This window comes from Allobosea sp. UC22_33 (assembly GCF_042700715.1).
Lineage (GTDB): Bacteria > Pseudomonadota > Alphaproteobacteria > Rhizobiales > Beijerinckiaceae > Allobosea.
This window is the reverse complement of record NZ_CP170556.1, coordinates 1,951,968-1,974,519: the sequence shown is the minus strand read 5'-3', so window position 1 is coordinate 1,974,519 and position 22,552 is coordinate 1,951,968. Positions and strand designations below refer to the sequence as shown.

Annotated in this window: 22 protein-coding genes; 7 read left to right on the top strand and 15 right to left on the bottom strand. The window is 66.6% G+C overall.

Annotated elements, in window-relative coordinates; translation table 11 throughout:
- Window positions 1–225: 225 nt before the first annotated feature.
- From ACFJGT_RS09385 to ACFJGT_RS09365, 5 genes are all read right to left on the bottom strand, one after another.
- Window positions 226–912: an ABC transporter ATP-binding protein gene (locus ACFJGT_RS09385; protein ID WP_377848200.1), complete on the bottom strand. Its 687-nt coding sequence runs from the start codon at window positions 910–912 to the stop codon at window positions 226–228.
- Between the two features lie 4 nt (window positions 913–916).
- A complete protein-coding gene (locus ACFJGT_RS09380) occupies window positions 917–2,209 on the bottom strand; it encodes a lipoprotein-releasing ABC transporter permease subunit (RefSeq protein ID WP_377848198.1) in 1,293 nt (430 codons plus the stop codon).
- 43 nt (window positions 2,210–2,252) lie between these two features.
- The gene (gene proS, locus ACFJGT_RS09375) at window positions 2,253–3,584 is read right to left on the bottom strand and encodes a proline--tRNA ligase (protein ID WP_377848195.1); all 1,332 of its coding nucleotides are present in this window, start codon (window positions 3,582–3,584) and stop codon (window positions 2,253–2,255) included.
- A 164-nt stretch (window positions 3,585–3,748) separates the two neighbouring features.
- A complete protein-coding gene (gene coaD / locus ACFJGT_RS09370; protein ID WP_377848193.1) occupies window positions 3,749–4,249 on the bottom strand; it encodes a pantetheine-phosphate adenylyltransferase in 501 nt (166 codons plus the stop codon).
- Window positions 4,250–4,308: 59 nt separating this feature from the next.
- Window positions 4,309–4,608 carry a hypothetical protein gene (locus tag ACFJGT_RS09365; protein ID WP_377848191.1) on the bottom strand — a complete coding sequence of 100 codons (300 nt, stop codon included), beginning with the start codon at window positions 4,606–4,608 and terminating at the stop codon, window positions 4,309–4,311.
- On the opposite strand from ACFJGT_RS09365, the gene ACFJGT_RS09360 reads away from it, so the two are divergent.
- Complete coding sequence (locus ACFJGT_RS09360; RefSeq protein WP_377848189.1) at window positions 4,589–6,460, top strand: ABC-F family ATP-binding cassette domain-containing protein; 1,872 nt, start codon at window positions 4,589–4,591, stop codon at window positions 6,458–6,460. The genes ACFJGT_RS09365 and ACFJGT_RS09360 overlap by 20 nt on opposite strands.
- 36 nt (window positions 6,461–6,496) lie before the next feature.
- On the opposite strand, the gene ACFJGT_RS09355 is transcribed toward ACFJGT_RS09360, so the two are convergent.
- Window positions 6,497–6,751 carry a hypothetical protein gene (locus tag ACFJGT_RS09355; protein WP_377848187.1) on the bottom strand — a complete coding sequence of 85 codons (255 nt, stop codon included), beginning with the start codon at window positions 6,749–6,751 and terminating at the stop codon, window positions 6,497–6,499.
- A 53-nt stretch (window positions 6,752–6,804) separates the two neighbouring features.
- Window positions 6,805–7,263: a YciI family protein gene (locus ACFJGT_RS09350; protein ID WP_377848185.1), complete on the bottom strand. Its 459-nt coding sequence runs from the start codon at window positions 7,261–7,263 to the stop codon at window positions 6,805–6,807.
- 40 nt (window positions 7,264–7,303) lie between these two features.
- On the opposite strand from ACFJGT_RS09350, the gene ACFJGT_RS09345 reads away from it, so the two are divergent.
- Window positions 7,304–7,945, top strand: coding sequence for a class I SAM-dependent methyltransferase family protein (locus ACFJGT_RS09345; RefSeq protein WP_377848184.1), 642 nt, complete (start codon window positions 7,304–7,306; stop codon window positions 7,943–7,945).
- A gap of 91 nt (window positions 7,946–8,036) precedes the next feature.
- Here the strand turns inward: ACFJGT_RS09345 and ACFJGT_RS09340 are convergent, their stop codons facing one another.
- The 4 genes from ACFJGT_RS09340 to ACFJGT_RS09325 form a co-directional block, all read right to left on the bottom strand.
- Window positions 8,037–8,597, bottom strand: coding sequence for a hypothetical protein (locus ACFJGT_RS09340; RefSeq protein WP_377848182.1), 561 nt, complete (start codon window positions 8,595–8,597; stop codon window positions 8,037–8,039).
- A 97-nt stretch (window positions 8,598–8,694) separates the two neighbouring features.
- Complete coding sequence (locus ACFJGT_RS09335; RefSeq protein WP_156134418.1) at window positions 8,695–9,105, bottom strand: hypothetical protein; 411 nt, start codon at window positions 9,103–9,105, stop codon at window positions 8,695–8,697.
- Window positions 9,102–9,554 carry a DNA polymerase III subunit chi gene (locus ACFJGT_RS09330; protein ID WP_377848180.1) on the bottom strand — a complete coding sequence of 151 codons (453 nt, stop codon included), beginning with the start codon at window positions 9,552–9,554 and terminating at the stop codon, window positions 9,102–9,104. Before ACFJGT_RS09330 ends, ACFJGT_RS09335 begins: the two co-directional genes overlap by 4 nt.
- A 48-nt stretch (window positions 9,555–9,602) precedes the next feature.
- The gene (locus ACFJGT_RS09325; protein ID WP_377848178.1) at window positions 9,603–11,096 is read right to left on the bottom strand and encodes a leucyl aminopeptidase; all 1,494 of its coding nucleotides are present in this window, start codon (window positions 11,094–11,096) and stop codon (window positions 9,603–9,605) included.
- Window positions 11,097–11,250: 154 nt separating this feature from the next.
- Here ACFJGT_RS09325 and lptF point away from each other — a divergent pair, with 154 nt between their 5' ends.
- From lptF to rsmA, 5 genes are read left to right on the top strand one after another with little or no spacing between them, the layout of a single operon-like run.
- Window positions 11,251–12,444 carry an LPS export ABC transporter permease LptF gene (lptF, locus tag ACFJGT_RS09320; protein ID WP_377848176.1) on the top strand — a complete coding sequence of 398 codons (1,194 nt, stop codon included), beginning with the start codon at window positions 11,251–11,253 and terminating at the stop codon, window positions 12,442–12,444.
- Window positions 12,444–13,535: an LPS export ABC transporter permease LptG gene (gene lptG / locus ACFJGT_RS09315; RefSeq protein WP_377848174.1), complete on the top strand. Its 1,092-nt coding sequence runs from the start codon at window positions 12,444–12,446 to the stop codon at window positions 13,533–13,535. Before lptF ends, lptG begins: the two co-directional genes overlap by 1 nt.
- Window positions 13,536–13,572: 37 nt before the next feature.
- Entirely contained in the window at window positions 13,573–16,140 is a 2,568-nt protein-coding gene (locus tag ACFJGT_RS09310) for an LPS-assembly protein LptD (RefSeq protein ID WP_377848172.1), read from the top strand.
- A 57-nt stretch (window positions 16,141–16,197) separates the two neighbouring features.
- A complete protein-coding gene (pdxA, locus tag ACFJGT_RS09305; protein WP_377848170.1) occupies window positions 16,198–17,217 on the top strand; it encodes a 4-hydroxythreonine-4-phosphate dehydrogenase PdxA in 1,020 nt (339 codons plus the stop codon).
- Window positions 17,214–18,062, top strand: coding sequence for a 16S rRNA (adenine(1518)-N(6)/adenine(1519)-N(6))-dimethyltransferase RsmA (gene rsmA / locus ACFJGT_RS09300; protein ID WP_377848168.1), 849 nt, complete (start codon window positions 17,214–17,216; stop codon window positions 18,060–18,062). The genes pdxA and rsmA overlap by 4 nt, the downstream gene beginning before the upstream one ends.
- Here rsmA and gmk read toward each other — a convergent pair whose 3' ends face one another.
- The 4 genes from gmk to fabF all read right to left on the bottom strand — a co-directional run bounded on the left by gmk (window position 18,063) and on the right by fabF (window position 22,537).
- Entirely contained in the window at window positions 18,063–18,707 is a 645-nt protein-coding gene (gene gmk, locus ACFJGT_RS09295; RefSeq protein ID WP_377848166.1) for a guanylate kinase, read from the bottom strand.
- A gap of 5 nt (window positions 18,708–18,712) precedes the next feature.
- Window positions 18,713–19,594 (bottom strand): YicC/YloC family endoribonuclease, encoded by an 882-nt coding sequence (locus tag ACFJGT_RS09290; RefSeq protein WP_377848164.1) that lies wholly within the window; start codon window positions 19,592–19,594, stop codon window positions 18,713–18,715.
- Window positions 19,595–19,704: 110 nt separating this feature from the next.
- The gene (gene mltG / locus ACFJGT_RS09285) at window positions 19,705–21,057 is read right to left on the bottom strand and encodes an endolytic transglycosylase MltG (protein WP_377848161.1); all 1,353 of its coding nucleotides are present in this window, start codon (window positions 21,055–21,057) and stop codon (window positions 19,705–19,707) included.
- Window positions 21,058–21,265: 208 nt separating this feature from the next.
- Window positions 21,266–22,537, bottom strand: coding sequence for a beta-ketoacyl-ACP synthase II (gene fabF / locus ACFJGT_RS09280; protein WP_377848957.1), 1,272 nt, complete (start codon window positions 22,535–22,537; stop codon window positions 21,266–21,268).
- Window positions 22,538–22,552 lie beyond the last annotated feature (15 nt).

Sequence of the window (22,552 nt, the reverse complement as noted above, 5' to 3'; positions counted from 1 at the left end):
CTCGCCGCAAGGGCGAGCATGACGCGGGGCGTTCCGGTCAGAAGCCGCCTTTGTCATTCCGGGGCGCGCCACAGGCGAGAACCCGGAATCCACGGCTGGATGAGCCGTCTGCAACCGGACGTGATACGTCTCACCCAGTCGTAGGTTTCGGGCTCTTCGCTACGCGAAGCCCCGGAATGACAAAGGTGGTTCGGATCGAGAACGAGCCGGCAGGCGCCCTGCCGCCTACAGCTTGACGACGAGCCCGTCGCGGATCGTGACCTGCCGGTCCATCTGGCGGGCGAGCTCGAGGTTATGCGTGGCGATCAGCGCCGCCAGCCCCGAAGCACGGGCCAGCGCCATCAGCGTGCCGAAGACATGCTGCGCGGTCTGCGGATCGAGATTGCCGGTCGGCTCGTCGGCCAGCAGCAGGCGCGGCCCATTGGCGACGGCGCGGCCGATGGCGACGCGCTGCTGCTCGCCGCCGGAGAGTTCGCCCGGCAGATGGTCCAGCCGCTCGCCGAGGCCGAGGAAGGTCAGCAGCTCCGAGGCGCGCTCTTCCGCTGTCTTGCGCGCAAGGCCACGGATGCGCTGCGGCAGCACCACGTTCTCCAGCGCCGTGAACTCGGGCAGAAGATGGTGGAACTGGTAGACGAAGCCGATCTCGGTGCGGCGCAGGCGCGTGCGGCCCTTGTCGTCGAGCTTGGTCGTCGCGAGCCCGCCGACGAAGACCTCGCCGGCATCGGGCTTCTCGAGCAGGCCGGCGACATGCAGCAGCGTCGACTTGCCGGTGCCGCTCGGCGCGACCAGGGCGACAACCTCGCCCGGCCAGAGCGCGAAATCGGCCTTGCGCAGCACTTCGAGCGGCGCGTCGCTCTGCGGGTAATAGCGTTCGACCTGGGAGAGGAAGAGCGCGGGCATCTCCTGTGCCATGTGCTCAGCCCATCCTCAGCGCTTCGACCGGATCGAGGCGCGCCGCCTTCCAGGCCGGATAGAGCGTCGCCAGCAGCGACAGGGTCAGCGCCATCAGCACGACGCTCACCACCTCGCGCCAATCCGTGACGGAGGGGATGTCGCTGAGGAAGCGCACGGTCGGGTCCCAGAGATTGGCGCCCGTGATCCAGTTCAGCACCGCCATGATCGACTTGATGTTCTTGGCGAAGGCGATGCCGAGAGCGAGCCCGGCGAGCGTACCGATCACGCCGATGGCGGCGCCGGTGATCAGGAAGATGCGCAGCACGGTGCCGCGCGTGCAGCCCATGGTGCGCATGATCGCGATGTCGGCCGTCTTGTCCTTCACCAGCATGATCAGGCCGGAGACGATGTTCAAAGCCGCGACCAGCACGATCAGCGTCAGGATGATGAACATCACGTTCCGCTCGACTTCCAGCGCATTGAAGAACGAGCGGTTGCGCTGGCGCCAGTCGGAGAGCACGAGCGGGCGCGGCGCATCGGCCTCGATCGCGTCGCGGACGGTCTGTGTCCGGTCGGGATTGTCGACGAAGATCTCGATGACGTTCACGTCGCCGTCGCGGTTGAAATAGGCCTGCGCCTCGCCGAGCGGCATATAGACGAAGGTGCCGTCGAACTCGGTCATGCCGATCTCGAAGATCGCCTTGACCGGATAGGCCTTGATGCGCGGCGCCGTGCCGAAGGGCGTCGAGGCACCCTGCGGCGAGACCAGCGTCATCATGTCGCCGGCCTGGATGCCCAGCGCATTGGCGAGGCGGCGGCCGATGGCGACGCCAGGCGTGCCGCCGTCGAAACCGTCGAGCGTGCCGGACTTGATGTTGCCGCCGATGAAGGGGATCGCCTTGATATCGTTCTCGCGGATGCCACGCACCAGCACGCCGTTATTGCCGGTCTGCGAGGAGGCGAGCGCCTGCCCCTCGACCAGCGGAATGGCGTGGCTGATGCCGGGGATCTTGGCGAGCCGTGCCGCGACGGTGTCATAGTCGTCGAGCGGGCGGTCGATCGGCGTCGCGAAGATATGGCCGTTCACGCCGACGATCTTGCTGAGCAATTCGATCCGGAAGCCGTTCATCACCGACATCACGATGATCAGCGTCGCGACGCCGAGCATGATGCCGAGGAACGAGAAGCCGGCGATGACCGAGACGAAGCCCTCGCGGCGGCGCGTGCGCAGATAGCGCCCGGCGAGCAGCCATTCGAAACCGGCGAAGGCCTTCGTCCCTGTCGGGACCTCGGCGCTGTCGGCGACGGCGCTCATGCGGCAGCTCCCACGATGTCCAGCTTCATGACGGTGCTCGCCGTCACGCCGCCCTGCCCTTGAAGCGGTCGAGCGCGGCCTCCAGCGAGACGAGTTCGCGCTCGCCGCCGGCGCGGCGCTTCAGCTCGACCTTACCCTCGGCCAGCCCCTTCGGGCCGACGATGATCTGCCAGGGCACGCCGATCAGGTCGGCGGTGGCGAACTTGGCGCCCGGCCGGTCGTCGGTATCGTCGAGCACGGCGTCGTAACCCTTGGCGAGCAGGTGCTGGTAGATCTGCTCGGCCGCGCCATCGGTCGCAGCGTCGCCGGCCTTGAGGTTGATGACCGCGACGTCGAAGGGCGCGATCTCGTCCGGCCAGACGATGCCGGCATCGTCATGGCCGGCCTCGATCAGCGCCGCGACGAGGCGGCTCGGGCCGATGCCGTAGGAGCCGCCATGCAGCAGCACCGGCTGGCCATCCGGACCGGCGACGGTCGCGCCCATCGGCTCGGAATATTTCGTGCCGAAATAGAAGATATGGCCGACCTCGATGCCGCGCGCCGAGACGCGCTTGTCTTCCGGCACCGCCTCGAAGGCGGCCTTGTCGTGCATCTCCTCGGTGGCGGCGTAGAGGCTCGTCCACTTGTCGAAGACGCCCTGCAGGCCGGCGACGCTGTCGAAATCGGTATCGGCCGCCGGCGTCTCGAAATTCAGGTAGTCGCTGTGGCAGAAGACCTCGCTTTCGCCAGTCGAGGCGAGCACGATGAACTCGTGGCTGAGATCGCCGCCGATCGGGCCGGTATCGGCCTTCATCGGGATCGCCTTCAGGCCGAGCCGCGCGAAGGTGCGCAGATAGGCCGTGAACATGCGGTTATAGGCGTGGCGCGCCGCGTCCTTGTCGAGATCGAAGGAATAGGCGTCCTTCATCAGGAATTCGCGGCCACGCATGACGCCGAAGCGCGGGCGGACCTCGTCGCGGAACTTCCACTGGATGTGGTAGAGATTGAGCGGCAGGTCCTTGTAGGACTTGACGTAGGAACGGACGATCTCGGTGACCATCTCCTCGTTGGTCGGCCCGTACAGCATGTCGCGATCATGCCGGTCCTTGATGCGCAGCATCTCCTTGCCATAGGCGTCGTAGCGCCCGCTCTCGCGCCAGAGATCGGCCGACTGGATGGTCGGCATCAGGATCTCGACAGCACCCGAGCGATTCTGCTCCTCGCGCACGACGTTGCTGATCTTGTTGAGCACGCGCAGGCCCAGCGGCAGCCAGGAATAGATGCCCGCCGATTGCTGGCGGATCATGCCGGCGCGCAACATCAGCCGGTGCGAGACGATCTCCGCTTCCTTGGGCGTATCGCGCAGAAGGGGCAGGAAATAGCGGGAAAGACGCATCGAAAAACCTGTCGGAGGGCCCTGCGCGCGGAATCGCGCCGGGTGATCGGAGAGCGAGTCGGCCTCGTTGAGAGACACCATCGCTCTGCGCAAAATGCAAACCAAAATCAGCAGGAAGCGGCGGAAGATGGCGAAGTTATGTGCCTTTCGCCGGGATCGCGCCGTCAGCCCTTGGCGAAGCGCGCCCTCAGCGCGGCGAGCACCGGGGCCGGCACGAAGGGCGAAACATCCCCGCCCATCGTCGCGATCTGGCGCACCAGGGTCGCCGTGATGTGACGCACGCCAGGCGAAGCCGGCAGGAAGACGGTCTGCACGTCCGGCGCCATGGCACCGTTCATCCCGGCCATGTGCATCTCATAGTCGAGATCGCTGCCGTCGCGCAGGCCGCGGATGATGATCGAGGCTCCTGCCCGGCGCGCCGCATCGACGGCGAGATCGTCGAAGGTCACGACGTCGAGCGCGGTGCCCTTTGCCGTCAGCAACGGCATAGCAACGGCGCGCAACAGCTCGGCGCGCTGCTCGACCGAGAGCAGCGGCGTCTTGCCGGGGTGGACTCCGACCGCCAGGACGAGCCTGTCGCAGAGGCCGGCGGCCGCGGCGATGACGTCGGCATGGCCGTTGGTCACGGGATCGAAGGAGCCGGTGTAGAAAGCGATGCGTGCCATGGCGCCAGCGTTAGCGGCTGGACCCGAAGACGACAAGCCTTCTCAGAGGGTTGGCGCCCTCAGGACAGCGGCACGAGCGCGGCCAGCGCTGCGGCGCTGCCGATGATGATCGAGACGAGAACCATGAGGGAAGCCGTAGCGGAAGCACGGCGGGAAGCGGCGTAGGACAGGCGGGCATCCATGAAGACAGCCTCGGCGAATCGGGTTTTATCCGGTTTCCCTTGGGTGATGGCCGGAGCGGGCCGTCCCAAGGCGAGATTTTGACCAAACGGTGACAACCGCCGCTTGTTCCGGCTTTCGATTGCCTTTTCGGGGCTCCCGGGCCTAAACGGGCGCGCCATGCTCACGATCAACGACATCACCTACCGCCTCGGCGAACGCCTGCTGCTCGACCATACCGGCGCCGCCATCCCCGATGGCGCACGCGTCGGCTTCGTCGGGCGCAACGGCACCGGCAAGACCACGCTGTTCAAGATCATCACCGGCGATCTCGGCACCGAGAGCGGTAATATCAGCCTGCCGAAGGGCCGGCGCATCGGCGGCGTGGCGCAGGAAGCGCCCGGCGGCCCGGAGACGCTGATCGAGGTCGTGCTCGCGGCCGATACCGAGCGCACGGCGCTGATGAAAGAAGCCGAGACCGCGACCGACCCTCACCGCATCGCCGAGATCGGCACGCGGCTCGCCGATATCGGCGCGCATTCGGCCCCGGCGCGCGCGGCGATGGTGCTGCACGGGCTCGGCTTCAACGAGGAGGCGCAGCAGCGCCCCTGCTCCGATTTCTCGGGCGGCTGGCGCATGCGCGTCGCGCTCGCGGCCGTGCTGTTCTCCGAGCCCGACCTGCTGCTGCTCGACGAGCCCACCAACTATCTCGACCTCGAAGGCACGCTCTGGCTCTACGATTACCTGGAGCGCTATCCGCATACCGTGATCGTCATCAGCCACGATCGCGAATTGCTGGACACCTCGGTCGACCACATCATGCATCTCGACCAGGGCAAGCTCACGCTCTATCGCGGCGGCTATTCCTCCTTCGAGAAGCAGCGCGCCGAGAAGCAGATGCAGCTCGCCCGCGCCAAGGAGAAGCAGGACGCGGAGCGCAAGCATCTCCAGTCCTTCGTCGACCGCTTCAAGGCCAAGGCGACCAAGGCCCGGCAGGCGCAGTCGCGCGTCAAGCGACTGGAGAAGATGCAGACCATCGCCGCGATCGTCGACCGCGACGTGCAGCCCTTCTCCTTCCCCGGCCCGGAGAAGCCGCTCTCGCCGCCGATGATCGTGCTGGAGGATGCCGCCGCTGGCTATGGCGAGCGCAAGGTGCTGTCGCGGCTGAACCTCTCGCTGGCACCGGACGACCGCATCGCCCTCCTTGGCTCGAACGGCAACGGCAAGTCGACCTTCTGCAAGCTGATCGGCGGGCGGCTCGACGCCATGTCCGGCGAGATGAAGAAGTCGAGCAAGCTGGAGACGGCCTATTTCGCCCAGCACCAGCTCGACGAATTGCGGATCGAGGACACGCCGGTCGGCCATCTGCGCGACCTGATGCCGGATGCGCCGGAGGCCAAGGTCCGCTCCAAGGCGGCGCAGATCGGCTTCCCCGCCAACAAGGCCGATACGCCGGTGAAACTCCTGTCAGGCGGCGAGAAGGCGCGCCTGATGCTGGGGCTCGCGACTTTCCACGGGCCGCATCTGCTGATCCTCGACGAACCGACCAACCATCTCGACATCGACAGCCGCACCGCGCTGGTCAACGCGATCAACGACTATCCGGGCGCCGTCATCCTCGTCAGCCACGACCGCTTCCTGATCGAGGCCTGCGCCGACCGGCTCTGGCTCGTCGGCGGCGGCACTGTGAAGAATTTCGACGGCGACATGGACGATTACCGCACCTATGTGCTGGGCGCCGCCAAGGCCGAGAAGCGCGGCAAGCCGGCACCGGACGCCGCCGCCAAGCCCAAGGCCGACGAGCGCAAGGAAGCGGCGACGAAGCGGGCCGCGCAGGGGCCACTCCGGCAGAAGCTCAACCTCGCCGAAGCGCGCATCGCCAAGCTCACGGGCCTGATCGAGAAGGTCGACGCGGCGCTCGCCAATGGCGCCTTCGCGCGCGACCCCGACAAGGCGATTCAGATCTCGCGCCAGCGCGCGGAGCTGTCCGAGGCACTGGCGGCGGCGGAAGAGGAATGGCTGCTGCTGGGCGAGGAGCTGGAGAACGCCTGAGGCTTCAGGGTTGCCAATCTCCCGAGAGGGGCAGGCTTACTGGCGCGGGACGCAGGCGCCGAGCCTCAGCATGGTGCCGGCCGGGCAGGCATGCGCGCCGGTGGGCTGCGAGATCGGCCTGACGGATTCGCAGCAGGCGCCGCGGACGACATAGCCGCTCGGGCAGCCGCCGGACATCTCCATCCGGTCCTTGCCGTCTCGCGTCGGGCGGCACGAGCCTGCCGCCAGCGCGTCATTGGCGGCGCCAAAGGCAAGGACAGCCAGCGCCGCAGCCACAACGAATCTGATCATGGACGACGATCTCCGATGGCTGGCGTCTTCGACGGGAGCACGCCACGTTCATCCTAGCTGGCGGGATCGTACATGAATTCGCGAAGCTCCTGCGAACAGCGGCAGGCGCGCGCGAGTTTTGCCGCCCATTTCACCGCCTCTTCACGCGACGGCAGCTCCAGCACCGCGAATCCGCCATTGAGGCGGCTGCCGGGATAGATCTGCCCGGACACCGTTCCATCGGCAGAGACGAGCACGGGGGCTATCGGCTCATTGATCCCTCCGCCGAAGACATAGACGCCGGCGGCCTTCGCCTCCTCGATCACGGCATGCGAATCGACGGAGGCAGCGGCCAGTTGCTCGTCCGTGAGCGCCATCGCCTCGCTTGGAAAGGAGATGAGATATTTCGTCATGCCTGGATGATGCGTGACCGGCTCCGCGGAAACAAGCCGGCAGGCGGCCGGCGACTTACCTTTGAGGGGATGCCAAGGACCAGCCGGAAAAACGCGCACTATCTCGACGTTCGGGGACATCATAAGCTCGTCCGCACGAGCGAGCACGGAGCTTCCGGTCATGGATTGGCGGGTTTGGCACGACAAATACGATAGCCCGGATTCGCGGATGGCGCGGCGGCTGCGAACCGTTCAGGATCAGATCCGGATGGTCCTGGACAGCAGCCGATCCGGGCCCTTGCGGGTCATCAGCCTGTGCGCAGGGCAAGGGCGCGATCTGCTCGAGGTCCTCTGCGATCATCCGCAGCGCAGCGACATCCGGGCACGGCTCGTGGAACTGGATGAAAACAACACGGCTCTCGCGGCGGCATTCGCGCGCGCCAACCAGCTCGATCAGATCGAGATCGTGACGGGCGATGCCGCGCTGACCGACCAGTATTCGGGCATGGCGCCGGCAGATCTCGTGTTGATCTGCGGCCTGTTCGGCAACATCGCCGATGCGGACATCACACGCACGATCGACGCCTGCCCGCAGCTATGCGCGACCGGTGGACATGTGATCTGGACCCGCCATCGCCGCACGCCCGACCGCGTGCCGGTGATCTGCAAGCAGTTGGAAGCGCTGGGTTTCGACCGGCGCTGGCTGTCCGGAGACGACACCGAGCTGGGTGTCGGCGTGCATCGCTTCGTGGGGGAGCCTCAACCGCTCGAAAGCGGGCGGAGCCTGTTCCAGTTCGTCGGATACGACCGGCTCGTGGGCTGAGCGATGGAATGTGTACCGCACGGACGACCATTGCGAGAAACGTCTGGAATGAGTCGGGAGCGGACGCGATTAGGCTAGGATCGGTTTTCAATTAGCGGCGCTCGGTCCGGACAATCCCGCACTTCGCGATCCACCGGTGAGGCAACACATTGACTGCAACATCCGGTGGCAAATGGTAGAATGATTGAGTCCGATAGCTCCATGCGTAAGCCGCGCAGTTCTTAAGGGCTGCCGTGTGCAGGAAGAACTGAAATTCTTGCGGAGCCTCGCGAATGGACGTGAAGAACGAGTTCTCTTCGACTTCGTCTGCTTCGAACGCGCGAACACCGCGACGCCGTTCGATATCCGCATAAAGCCCCACAATCGTTGTCGGTAGGATAATAGCGAGAACCACGAACATCGGTAGCCGGAACACGCTGGCTGCAGGACTTTGAAGGGGGACTGCAAAGATAAACGCGGAGGCCACTACACACAGAACAGCGATCCAGCTCCACAGGAGAAGGCCAAGTCTATCAGGCCAGAGAATTGCCAAAGCTAGCGGCTGACTTACGCTGCCGAAAAGCAGTACCGTTACGGCCGTGTAGGCGAGCACGGCGAGGAATATTTTTAGGGCAAACATTTCGAGCCGAAGTCGCAGTGCCGGAAACGCCATGTGTAACAGAAGCTCGAATGGAGCTCACCGCCCAGCGTCGGCAACGGGTCGTCAGCGGACATTCCCCTTCAAAAAAGGCGCCCTCCGCCTCTCCCCCTCACCCCTGCCCGGGCTTGACGATCCGGCTCAGGCGGTTGTCGGTGAACATGTAGATCTCGCGGCCGCCGGGCTCGGAATAGAGCACCTGGACCTCACGCTGGCCCTTGCCACTCTCGCCGACCAGCACGTCGGTCGGGCGCGTGCCCTTCAGCTTCACCAGCTCGCATTCGGTGATGCCGGGCGCGATCTCCTTCGGCAGCGGCCGGGTCGAGGGATCGAGCGAGGCGCCGACGCTGCACTCGCCCTCCGGCGTCAGCACCGGCTCCTGGGTCGAGATGCCGGCGCTGGCCGAGGCGGTCCGCGTCGTGGTGACGCCGCCCTTCGTCTCGGACTGGAAGGCGAAGCCGCCCATATCGACCGAGCAGCCGGCAAGGGCTGCGGTGCAGAGCAACAGAACAGGCAGTCTCACGCTTTCTTCTCCCAACGGCCGGCATCGTCCTGCTGCCAGTAGCTGGCGGCATGGCCCGAGGCCCTGGCCTTCTTCCAATCCTCGCGGGCGGCAGCAAGCGCCTCGGGATCGTCGCCATCGAATATCAGGACGACGCGCTCGTAATCCTGCATTGCGTCGGGAATGCGAACCCCGTCGGCGCAGATCCGGACCTGCGCGGCATTCGGATTATGCGCCTGCGTCGTCAGCACGATCGGATTGTCCGGGGCATCCGCCTCCAGCGCCGTGACATGCGGCAGGAAGCTTTCATCCGAATAGGTCCAGAGGTGATCGTCGAGCACGCTCATCCGCTCCTGGCCGCCGACCTGGACGACGACCTTCTGGCCGCGCGTCAGGGCGCGGTCGAGGATCGTCGGCAGGACCTGCTCCAACGGGCGGGACTGCAGATGGAAGAACAGGATCTCGGCCATCGAAGCCTTATATCCTAACGGGTTGCCAGCATTTCCGCAGAAAGCGAATCAGCCTTCGTAGTGATCCGCGACCAGCCGGTCGAGCAGGCGCACGCCCCAGCCCGGGCCCCAGGAGCGGTTGATCTCGGAATTCGCGGCAGCCATTCCGGTTCCCGCGATGTCGAGATGCGCCCAGGGCGTGTCGTTGACATGGCGCTGCAGGAACTGCGCCGCGGTGATCGAGCCGCCATAGCGACCGGCCGAGTTCTTCATGTCGGCGAATTTCGAGTCGATCATCTTGTCGTAGGCCTTGCCGAGCGGCATGCGCCAGACCGTCTCGCCGGTGGCGATGCCGGCAGCCGTCAGGCGCTCCGAGAGCTCGTCATTGTTGCTGAACAGGCCGGCATTCTCCTGCGCCAACGCGACGAGGATCGCGCCGGTCAGCGTCGCCAGGTTGATCATGAAGCGCGGCTCGAAGCGCTCCTGCGTGTACCAGAGCACATCCGCCAGAACGAGGCGCCCCTCGGCATCGGTGTTGATGATCTCGATGGTCTGGCCGGAGAGCGAGGTGACGATGTCGCCGGGGCGCTGGGCATTGCCGTCAGGCATGTTCTCGACGAGGCCGATCACGCCGATGGCGTTGACCTTGGCCTTGCGGCCGGCGAGCGCCTGCATCAGGCCGACGACGCAGGCAGCGCCCGCCATGTCGCCCTTCATGTCCTCCATGCCGGCGCCGGGCTTCAGCGAGATGCCGCCGGTGTCGAAGGTCACGCCCTTGCCGACGAAGGCGACGGGCTTCTCGTCCTTCTTGGCGCCGTTCCAGCGCATGACGACGACCTGGCTTTCGCGGCGCGAGCCCTGGCCGACGCCGAGCAGGGCGCGCATGCCGATCTTCTTCAGCGCCTTCTCGTCGAGGATCTCGATCTCGACGCCGAGCTTCTCGAGCTTGGCGGCACGGTCGGCGAATTCGGCGGGGTAGAGGACGTTCGGCGGCTCGTTGACGAGGTCGCGCGCCTGGATCACGCCGGCGGCGATGGCGTCAGCTGTCTTTACGGCCTTCTTGAGCGAGGACGGGTCGGCCGTGCGCAGCGTGACCGTCAGCGGCTCGGCCTCATCCTTGTCCCTGCTCTTGGTCTTGTAGCGATCGAAGGCATAGGCGCGCAGCCTGAGACCCAGCGCGATATCGGCGGCCTGCTTCGGCTCGATCCGGCCGTCGGGCGACGCGAGAATGAGCTCGGCGCTGCGGCCGGCGCCGAGCCGACCGGCGATGGCCCCGCCCAGCTTGACGAAATCGAGCTTGGCGCGCTCGTCTTCGGGCCCGACGCCGACGACGATCAGGCGGTCGTAGGAGGCGCCCTCCGGCGACGGCAGCGTCAGCCCCGCCAGCGCCTTGCCCTTGAAGCGCTCGGCGGCGGCGGCACGGGTCAGGAGCGATTGCGCGCCCTCGCCCGCCCACTCCCCGACGGCTTCGGGCAGGGCAAGCTTGTCCGAAACCAGGATCACGAGGTCCTGCCCCTCGACGGCATCCAGGGCTTTGATCTCGAGCTTCAGGCGCTGCGACATGATCCGCTCACAATCTTGCGAAAATGACAGGGGAAGGACAATTCACGGCAGGCGGCAAACGATTCCCGTTTGCGCCATGGTCGCGCCTATACCATAGGGTGTGTCCGACGAACCACCTCGGAGGGCACACGCTCTCCAGCTCCGGAACCGACGCGTGCTTCTCAACCGCCTCGATCGCTACATCCTGAAGATCGCGGCGGTGGCGGCGATCGTGCTGCTGCTCGGCCTGACAGGCGTGATCTGGGTCACGCAGGCGCTGCGCGAGGTCGATCTCATCACCGGCAAGGGCCAGACGGTCCTGATCTTCCTGACCGTGACGCTGCTCTCGCTGCCGGCGCTGATCGCCGGCATCGCGCCGGTCGCGCTGTTCATGTCGACGCTCTACACGCTGAACCGGCTCAACGGCGATTCCGAGCTGATCGTGATGAATGCCGCCGGCGTGGCGCCGCAGCGCATCACCCGGCCCTTCATCGTGCTGACGCTCGCCACCTCGCTGGTCGTCGCCTGGATGACGATTTCGGTGATGCCGGCGAGCTTCCGGATGCTGCGCGACCTGATCACGCTGATCCGGGCCGATTTCGTCGCCAACGTCGTCAAGGAAGGCCAGTTCGTCTCGCTCAATTCCGGCGTGACCTTCCACTACCGCGAAAAGGCCGGCGACTCGCTGGTCGGCATCTTCATGCAGGACCGCCGCGACCCGTCGCAGCCCTCGATCTATCTCGCCGAGCGCGGCCGGACGGTCGAGGCCGAGGGCCAGAGCTTCCTGCTGCTGGAGAAGGGCACGATCCAGCGGGAGGCCAAGAACACCAGCACCACCTCGATCATCTCCTTCGAGCGCTACGCCCTGAACCTGTCGGCGCTCACAGGCGATTCCAGCGGTGGCCCCGGCGAGGGCGACGGCGACAAGGTGATCTACAAGCCGCGCGAGCGCTCGACCTGGGAGCTCCTGCGGCAGAACCCGGACGAGGCCTATTACAAGATCCAGGAAGGCCGCTTCCGGGCCGAGCTGCACAACCGGCTCTCATCCCCGCTCTATCCCCTCGCCTTCATGCTGATCGCGTTCGCCGCCATCGGCGAGGCGCGCACCACCCGCCAGGGACGTGCGCTGGCGATCCAGTCGGCGATCATGATCGTCGGCGCGACCCGCATCGCCGCCTACGCCGCCTGGACCGCGAGCGTGCGCTCGCCCTTTGCCGCCGCGCTGCTCTATATCCTGCCGATCGGGGCCATCGTCCTGTCCACGGCCTTCATTTTCCACGGCGCCCGGATCCAATCGGCTCTCGCCCGTCTCCTTGCCCCCCTCACAACGCCGCTGGTCAATCTCGCGGCCCGTTTCCGGCGCGCCTGATGCTGCTGTTCACGACCTTCGGCCGCTATCTGACGAAGCGCTTCGCCCGCGCCATCGTCGGCGTCTTCGGCACGTTCTTCTTCCTGATCGGGACGCTCGACTTCGTCGAACTGATGCGCCGCGCCGGCGATTCCCCGATCGCGACGACGCCGCGCATCGTCCAGCTCGCCCTGTTCCGGGCACCGGCCGTGGCCGAGCAGATCTTCCCGTTCGCCGCGCTGTTCGGCGGCATGTTCGCGCTGCTGACGCTGAGCCGGAAGCTCGAACTGGTCGTCGCCCGCTCCGTCGGCGTCTCGGCCTGGCAGTTCCTGCAGCCCGCCGCAACCGTCGCAGGCGTGATCGGGCTCGTTTCGATCATGATCTACAATCCGGTCGCCGCCGAGCTGAAACGGAAGGCCACGGCTCTTGAGACGCGCCTGTTCGTTCGATCGGGCGGCAAATCCGGCCTTCCCAAGGAAATCTGGCTGAGGCAGCGCAGCGTCGACGGCCAGGCGATCATCCGCGCCGCCGGCGCCCTGCCCGACGAGGACGGCCTGTCGCAGGTCGCCTTCTTCATCTTCAACCCGAACGGCAGCTTCAAGGAGCGTATCGACGCCCGGCAGGCCATGCTGCGTCCGGGCCACTGGGAATTGAGCGACGCGCGCTCCACCTCCGCCACGGAAGAGCCACAGAGCTATAAGAGCTACGTGCTTGCAACGACGCTGGAGCCGGAACAGATGCGCCAGAGCTTCACCCCACCCGATGCGGTGGGCTTCTGGTCCATGCCGGCCGTGATCGACCGGACGCAGCGCGCCGGGCTCGACACGACCCCTTACGAGCTGCGCTATCAATCGCTTATGGCACGCCCGCTGCTGCTGATCGCGATGGTGCTGGTGGCAGCATCCGTTTCTTTAAGATTTTTCAGATTTGGTGGTGTGACCAAACTGGTGATAGGTGGCGTCGCTGCGGGGTTCGTGCTCTATGTGGCGACACAACTGTCGGAGGAACTCGGATCGTCGGGAATCGTCAATCCGATCGTCGCGGCGTGGTTGCCTGCAGCATTGGGGGCAATGCTGGGAGCACTCGCCCTCCTCCATCAGGAAGATGGGTGAAACGTACTGTGCCTATGGTTAATTTCGAGTTTACGCGATGGGTCCAGGAGTGAACCGGCTAGCGCATTTTGCCGCGGCGACGGCTCTCGCCTCCAGCCTGGCCTATCTGCTGGCCGGGCCGGCCCATGCCCAGAATCGGGCAGCCGGCGCGCAGCCCAAGCCTGCGGCTGCGGCCCCTGCGAAGCCGCAGGACCGCATGGTCGTCGACGCGCGCGAACTCGTCTATGACAACGACAAGAAGACGGTCGCGGCTGTCGGCGATGTTCAGATTCTGTATCAGGGCCGGACGATCGAAGCCGATCGCGTCGTCTACGACCAGGGCAACAAGCGCGTCACCGCCGTCGGCAAGGCCCGGATCACCGAAGCCAACGGCACGGTCATCACCGGCGACAAGTTCAACCTGACCGACGATTTCCGCGACGGCTTCATCGACTCGCTGCGCGTGGTGAACCCGGACAAGACCCGCTTCTCGGCGCCGCGCGCGGAGCGCACGGACGGCGAGACCTTCGTCTTCGAGAAGGGCATCTACACCGCCTGCGAATCCTGCAAGGACAATCCGGAGCGGCCGCCGCTCTGGCAGGTCCGCGCCGCGCGGATCATCCACAAGAAGTCCGAGCAGACGATCTATTACGAGGATGCGCGGGTCGAGTTCGCCGGCATTCCGATGGCCTATATCCCCTATATGTCCGGGCCGGATTCGACGGTGAAGCGCAAGTCCGGCTTCCTGTCGCCGAAATTCGTCAACACCTCGGCGCTCGGCTACGGCGTCGGCCTGCCGTATTTCCTCAACCTGGCGCCGAATTACGACCTGACGCTCACGCCAAGCTATTTCAGCCGCCAGGGCTTCCTCGGCCAGGCGGAATGGCGGCATCGCCTGATGAACGGCTCCTACACGATCCGGGCCGCGGGCATCTTCCAGCAGGACAAGGACGCCTTCCTGCCGAGCCCGCTCGGCCCGCGCGACAAGGAGTTCCGCGGCTCGGTGGAAACGAGCGGCAAGTTCTTCATCAACCCGCGCTGGACGGTGGGCTGGAACGCCTCGATGTCGACGGATCGCTGGTTCTACAAGAACTACCGCATCCGCAACGAGAGCCTGAGCAACACCACCTATCTGCAGGAAGCGATCTCGACCGCCTATCTGAACGGCCAGAGCGAGAGCGCGTGGTTCGACCTGCGCGGCTATTATTTCCAGCCCCTGAACTACCAGGACTGGCAGAAGCAGCAGCCCGTCGTGCTGCCGGTGCTGGACTACGACAAGCGCGTCCACAAGCCGTCCTTCCTCGGCGGCGAGCTCTCGTTCACCGCCAACATCACAAGCCTGACGCGCGACACCGCCGCCTTCGTGGAACTGCCGCAGCAGAAGAGCTACCTGATCACGACGCCGAGCTATTCGCTCTATGACGGCTGTGCCGTCTACGACAAGAATCGCTGCCTCGTGCGTGGCCTTGCGGGCAATGTCTCGCGTGCCACGGCCCAGGTTTCCTGGCGGCGCAACATCATCGACCCGCTCGGGCAGATGTGGACGCCCTACGCCTCGGTGCGGGCCGATATCTTCTCGGTCAATCCCGACACCAGCGGGGTGATCAACTCGCGCGTCGCGACCATCGCCGACACCTCGGACGAGGTCTTCGGCCGGGTGATGCCAGCGATCGGGCTGATGTATCGCTACCCGTTCGTGGCCAAGACCGACTGGGGCACCCATATCGTCGAGCCGGTGGCGCAGATCGTCGCGCGCCCGAACGAAACGAACAGCCTGCGCGTCGCCAACGAGGACGCGCAGAGCCTCGTTTTCGACGCCAACAACCTGTTCGAATGGAGCGGCAAGTTCTCCGGCTTCGACCGTGTCGAGGGCGGCACCCGTGCGAATGTCGGTGCGCTCTATACCGGGCGCTTCGGCAAGGAAGCTTTCGCGAACCTGCTCATCGGCCAGTCCTTCCAGCTCGGCGGGCGCAATTCCTTCGCCAGTGGCGACCTGCTCAATACCGGCTTGAACTCCGGGCTCGATACCCGCAATTCCGACTATGTCGCCCGCGCCCAACTCTCGCCGTTCAAGGGCTTCTTCCTGACCGGCGCGACGCGCCTCAACGCGACGACCTTCGAAGCCCAGCGGATCGACGCCGCGGCGACCTATGCCAACAGCATCATCACCGCCTCGGTCGGCTATGGCCGCTACGAGCCGCAGCCCGATCTCGGCATCACGCGCCGCCGCGAAGGCCTTTCGCTGAACGGCTCGCTCAAGGTCGCCGAGAACTGGCGCCTGCGCGCCGGCGTGCTGTTCGACCTCGACAAGTACAAGTACGATCGCGAAAACTATCGGACCGCCTACGCGTCCTATCTCGCTGCTCCGGCGGTCGCCGCCATGCCGGTCTATCCCAATACCGGCCCGTTCCAGACGGCATCGACCTCGTTCGGGATCAACTATACCGACGAGTGCACGGTCTTCGATGTCAGCTATTCGCAGAGCTATGCCGATCGCCAGGCCGGCTCGACGAAAGACACGCGCACGGTCATGTTCCGCCTCGAACTGCGCACGCTTGGCGAGATCAGCTATTCGCAGAACCTCAGCTCGAGCTCGTCGAGCGACGGTGTCAGCTCGTCGAACTAGTTCCAGCGCCGGCTCGGAACGCTGAGCCGGCCCTCCCTTCACATCGCGGAGTTCGTCTTGCCGGCAACGCCGCTCGCATTGACACAGGGCGATCCGGCCGGCATCGGGCCGGAGCTGACATTGCGCGCCTGGCTTGAACGCCGCGAGCGCGCGCTTCCAGCCTTCGCCTGCATCGGCGACCCCGACCATCTCGCCGCTCTCGCCAGCGGGCTCGGCTGGACCGTGCCGCTTCGCCTTTGCGGCTGGAGCGAGGCCGGCGCCAGCTTCGCCGAAGCACTGCCTGTCATCCCGCTCGCCGTCTCGACCCGTGTCGTGCCGGGCAAGCCGGACCCAGCGACGGCCATGGGCACGATCGGTTCGATCGACCGGGCGGTCGCGGCGGTTCGCGCCGGCGAGGCCGCTGCCGTCGTGACCAATCCGATCGCCAAATCAGTGCTTTACAGCGCCGGCTTCAAGCACCCTGGCCATACCGAATACCTCGCGCATCTGGCAGCCCAGGGCGGCGCCGAGCCGCGCCCCGTGATGATGCTCTGGTGCGAGGAGCTCGCCGTCGTGCCGGTGACGATCCATGAACCCTTACGCCGCGTGCCGGACCTGCTGACCACGGCGCTCATCGTCGAGACCGGCCGGATCGTCGCGGCGGAGCTGCGCAGCCGCTTCGGCATCCTGGCGCCGCGGCTGGCGCTCAGCGGGCTCAACCCCCATGCCGGGGAAAACGGCACGATGGGCCATGAGGATGCGGCGATCATCGCGCCCGCCATCGCCCAATTGCAGGCCGAAGGAATCGATGCCCGCGGCCCCTATCCCGCCGACACGATGTTCCATGCCCGGGCGCGCGCCGGCTACGACGCGGCGCTGGCGATGTATCACGATCAGGCCCTGATCCCGATCAAGACCATCGCCTTCGACGAGGGCGTCAATGTCACGCTCGGCCTGCCCTTCATCCGGACCTCTCCGGACCACGGCACGGCGTTCGACATCGCAGGCCAGGGCATCGCGCGGCCGGACAGCCTCTGCGCCGCGCTGAAGCTCGCCGCCCGGATGGCCGAGCGCACCGTTACGGACACCGCCTCATGAGCCAGATCGACGACCTGCCGCCGCTGCGCGAGGTGGTCGAGCGCCATGGACTGATGGCGCAGAAGGCGCTCGGCCAGAATTTCCTGTTCGACCTCAACCTGACGAGCCGGATCGCGCGCTCTGCCGGGCCGCTGGAGGGCCAGACGGTGGTCGAGATCGGCCCCGGCCCCGGCGGGCTGACGCGGGCGCTGCTGGCGAGCGGCGCCGGACGCGTGATCGCGATCGAGCGCGACCGGCGCTGCCTGCCGGCGCTCGCCGAGATCGCGGCGCATTATCCGGGCCGGCTGGAGGTCGTCGATGGCGACGCGCTCGCGGTCGACCTGTCGCCATATCTTGCGGGCGAGCGGGCGCGGATCGTCGCCAACCTGCCCTATAATATCGGCACGCCACTACTGGTCGGCTGGCTCAGCCTCGAGCCCTGGCCGTCCTGGTGGGATTCGCTGACGCTGATGTTCCAGCGCGAGGTCGCCGAGCGCATCGTCGCGACGCCGGAGGAGCGGGCCGATTACGGCCGGCTCGCGGTGCTCTCGAACTGGCGCTGCGAGACCAGGATCCTGTTCGACGTGCCGCGCAGCGCCTTCGTGCCGCCGCCGAAGATCACCTCGTCGATTGTGCAACTCATCCCGCGCGCACAGCCGGAGCCCTGCGACCGGCGCCTGCTGGAGCGGGTGACGCTCGCCGCCTTCGGCCAGAGGCGCAAGATGCTGCGGCAGAGCCTGAAAGCCGTGCTGCCAGATCCGACGCCGATCATCGAAGCGGCGGGCCTCGCCGAGACGGCGCGGGCCGAGGAGATCCCGGTCTCGGGCTTCGTCAAGCTGGCGAACGCGCTGGCCGCCCAGCGCTGATCAGGGCAGTTGCTCGGCCAGGAGTTGGTCGACGAAATCATTGAGACCAACCGCGCGGCTGCGCTTCAGGCGCTCGGCCGTCAGGATCGCCTTGATCTGCTCGTAGGCCGTTTGAAGATCGTGATTGACGATGACGTAGTCGTACTGGCTCCAGCGCGCGATCTCGTCACGCGCATTGGCGAGGCGCTTGACGATGACCTCCTCGGCATCCTCGGCGCGGCGGATCAGACGCGAGCGCAGCTCCGCCATCGACGGCGGCAGGATGAAGATGGTCACGACGTCGGCACGCGCCCTCTTCACGATCTGCTGGGTGCCCTGCCAGTCGATGTCGAACAGCACGTCGCGCCCGGCCGCCAGCGAGGCCTCGACCTCCTTGCGCGGCGTGCCATAGCCGTTGCCGTGGACCTCCGCCCATTCCAGCAGGTCGTTGTGCTGGCGCATGGCGTCGAAGGCGGCGCGATCGATGAAGCGATAATGCACGCCCTCGATCTCGGACGGGCGCTTGGCGCGGGTCGTGACCGAGATCGACAGGTCGAGATTGTTCTCGCTCTTGAGGTTGCGCGTCAGTGTCGTCTTGCCAGCGCCGGAGGGCGAGGACAGGATCAGCATCAGGCCCCGGCGGGCTGGGTGAAGTGTCTCGGCCATCGGGCTCATTCCACGTTCTGGACCTGCTCGCGCATCTGGTCGACGACCGTGCGGAGTTCGAGGCCGATGCGCGACAGGCCGGGATCGTTGGCCTTGGCGCAGAGCGTCGAAGCCTCGCGGCCGAATTCCTGCGAAAGGAAATCGAGCTTCCGGCCGATCGGCCCACCCTTCGCCAGCAACTCGCGCAAGGCCGCGACATGGGCCTGCAGGCGGTCGATCTCCTCGCGGATGTCGGCGCGGACGGCGATCAGCGCCGCCTCCTGATGGAGACGCTGCGGATCGAAGCCGTTATTCGCCCCGAGCAGCGCCTCGACCTGCGCTGTAATGCGGGCGCGGATCGCCTCGCTGCTGCGGGCGGGATGGTGCTCCGCCTCGCCGGCAAGCCGGGCGATGGTTTCGAGATGGCCGAGGACGATCGCTTCGAGCGCGCGCCCTTCGGCGGCCCGCGCGTCCTTCAGGGCCTCGGTGGCCACTTCGAGGCCGGCAAGCGCCGGAGCCTCGACGGCACCCAGCGCATCCTGTGCCTCGTCGGCATAGTCGACGACGCCGCGAATACCGAGCAGACCGTCATAGGATGGCGGATTGATGCCGGCGGCCGGCGGCAGCCGCTCGACCGCCTCGAGCAGGGCGGCAAGGACCGCCTCGTTGACGCGCGGGCGTGGCGGGCCGGCATCGCTGGTGACGGCGAGATTGACGTGCAGCGTTCCGCGCGAGAAGGCGCTACCCAGCTTCTTGCGGGCCGCCTCGGCGAGAACCTCGAAGCCGGGCGGGACGCGGACCCGCAGATCGAGCCCGCGCCCGTTGACGCTGCGGATTTCCCAGGCCCAGCCATGGACCCCGGTCGTCCCGGCCGCGCGGGCAAAGCCCGTCATGCTTTCGATGGCCATTGCCCTGCCGCCTTCGTTCAAGATCGGGCGGGACCGTAGTGGCGCGCCTGCGCGACAGCAAGCGCCTCGCAGCGGGAAAATGGGGATTGCGGGCCTTCCGGGCCTGCAATTCAGGGCTTGAGCTGCGGGACCTGCTTGGGTGAATTCAGGTCGAAGCTCTTGTTGAGCAGCGGATCCCGCGTCGTCCCCTCGGACGCATCGAAGGCGCGGGCGCGTGTCCCCGCCACGGCCCCGGTCGGTTGGGCGACGGGAACGCCGGTGGACCCGGTATTGTCGGCCGCCGGCTGCGTCGTCGCGGGCGCCTCGGTCCGGTTGTCGGGGCCGGCCGGGGGCTCGACCTTGTCGACACTATCCGCCGGCGGCTTGCCGCCCTGCTGCTGCGTGCGCGTCGTCTCGATCTGGCGCCAGCGCCCGACATTGCGGTTGTGCTGCTCCAGCGTCTCGGCGAAGGCGTGGCCGCCGCTGCCGTCGGCGACGAAATAGAGCTCCTTGGTCCGCGAATGGTTGACCACCGCCTCCATGGCGGCGCGGCCGGGATTGGCGATCGGACCCGGCGGCAGGCCGTTGATGACATAGGTGTTGTAGGGCGTCGCCTGCGTGATCTCGTTGCGTTGGATCGGCCGGCCGAGCGTGCCCTTGCCGCCGACGAGGCCGTAGACGATCGTCGGGTCCGACTGCAGCCGCATCTTCTGGTTCAGGCGGTTGATGAAGACGCCGGCGACGCGCGGACGCTCGTCGGCGCGACCCGTTTCCTTCTCGACGATCGAGGCGAGGACGACGAGCTCCTCCGGCGACTTGATCGGAAGATCGCCGGGCTTGCGCGCCCAGATGTTCCTCAGGACGGCGCTCTGGCTGCGCGCCATCTGATCGAGGATTCCCTTCCGGGAGAAGCCGCGCGGAAAGCGATAGGTGTCGGGCAGGATCGAACCTTCCTTCGGCACTTGCGCGACATCGCCGGTCAAAAGCTCATTGTTGCGCAGGCGCTCGACGACCTGTTCGCTCGTCAAGCCCTCCGGGATGGTGATCGAATGCTCGACCACCTTGCCGCTGGAGATGATGCCCAGGATTTCCTGCGGGCTGACACGCGCCTTGAACAGGTATTCGCCGGCCTGGAGCTTGTGCCAGTCGCCGCCGATGATCGCCGCGACGCGGAAGCTCAGCGGATGCTCGATCAAGCCCTCGCGCTGCAGGAGCTCGGCGATCTCGGTAAGACCGCTCTCCTTGGGAACGATGAGGGTCCGATCGCTGGCCAGCGGCCCCGGCGCCTTGCTCTGGCTCGAGACGATCGCGATGCCGGCGCCAACCACGCCGGCGCCCACGAGCGCGACGGTGAACAGACCGCTCAGCATCGACAGGAAGGGGCTGCGACGACGGCGACGGACCTTCGGCGGCGGCGCGGGTGGCGCTACGGGCTTGAGGGCCTCGCTCGGACTCTTCGGGGCGACGCGGGGCGTATCATTCACGATCAAGACGCTCGCAGCACAGGGTAATCGATCTCGGCACGGTGCAACCTGAACCGCGCCTGTCGGAATGGGCAACAGCCGCACCGAAGCCGGGCGACTGCATTAGAGCCGGTTTCCTTGCGGCTGTGAACGCGGAATCACGCATTCTGCCGCCTCAGCCGCAAACTCTACCCAAGATTATGGCGAAACGGCGCTATGCAGCGGCCGATCACGGCTCGGGACGATAGCGCCGCATCACCAGCGAGGCATTCGTCCCGCCAAAGCCGAAGGAATTCGACAAGGCGTAGTCGATCTCGCGCTTGCGGGCGACATGCGGCACCAGGTCGATCTCGGTCTCGACGGAAGGGTTGTCGAGATTGATCGTCGGCGGCGCGACCTGATCGCGGATCGCGAGCGCGGTGAAGATCGCCTCGATCGCACCGGCAGCACCGAGCAGATGGCCGGTCGCCGACTTGGTCGAGGACATGGATGGGCGCTTGGGCGCATTGGCCAGCAGGCGCTCGACGGCGCGCAACTCGATCTCGTCGCCGAGCGGCGTCGAGGTGCCGTGGGCGTTGATGTAGTCGAGATCGGCGGCCGTGATGCCGGCGCGATCCAGCGCGGCTTGCATGCAGCGATAGGCGCCGTCGCCGTCCTCGGAGGGCGAGGTGATGTGATAGGCATCGCCCGACATGCCGTAGCCGACGATTTCGGCATAGATGCGCGCGCCGCGGGCCAGAGCGTGCTCGAGCTCCTCGAGCACGACGACACCGGCGCCCTCGCCCATCACGAAGCCGTCGCGGTCCTTGTCATAGGGGCGCGAGGCCTTCTCGGGCGTATCGTTGAAACCGGTCGAGAGCGCGCGGCAGGCACAGAAGCCGGCAATGCCGATGCGGTTGATCGCCGATTCGGCGCCGCCCGCGACCATGACCTCGGCATCGCCGAGCGCAATCATGCGGGAGGCGTCGCCGACCGCATGCGCGCCGGTCGAGCAGGCGGTCACGACGGCATGGTTCGGGCCTTTCAGCCCGTGCTCGATCGAGACATAGCCCGCCGCCAGATTGCTCAGGCGGCCGGGAATGAAGAAGGGCGAGAGGCGGCGCGGGCCGCGCTCCTTGAGCAGGAGCGAGGCCTCGTAGATGCCGCCGAGGCCGCCGATGCCGGAGCCGATGGCGACGCCGGTGCGGATCTGGTCCTCGTAGCTTTCCGGCTTCCAGCCGGCGTCCTGCAACGCCTGCGTGGCTGCAGCCATGGCAAAGACGATGAAATCATCGACCTTGCGCTGCTCCTTCGGCTCCATCCAGTCGTCGGGATTGAAGGTCCCGTCGCTGCCGTCACCCCGCGGGATGTTGCAGGCGATCCGCGCCGGCAGATCGCTGGCGTCGAAGCTGGTGATGGGGCCGGCACCGCTGGCACCGGCCAGAAGTCGCGACCAGGTCGGCTCGACACCGCATGCAAGCGGCGTCACCATGCCGAGTCCGGTCACGACGACACGCCGCATCGGATAACTGCGAGA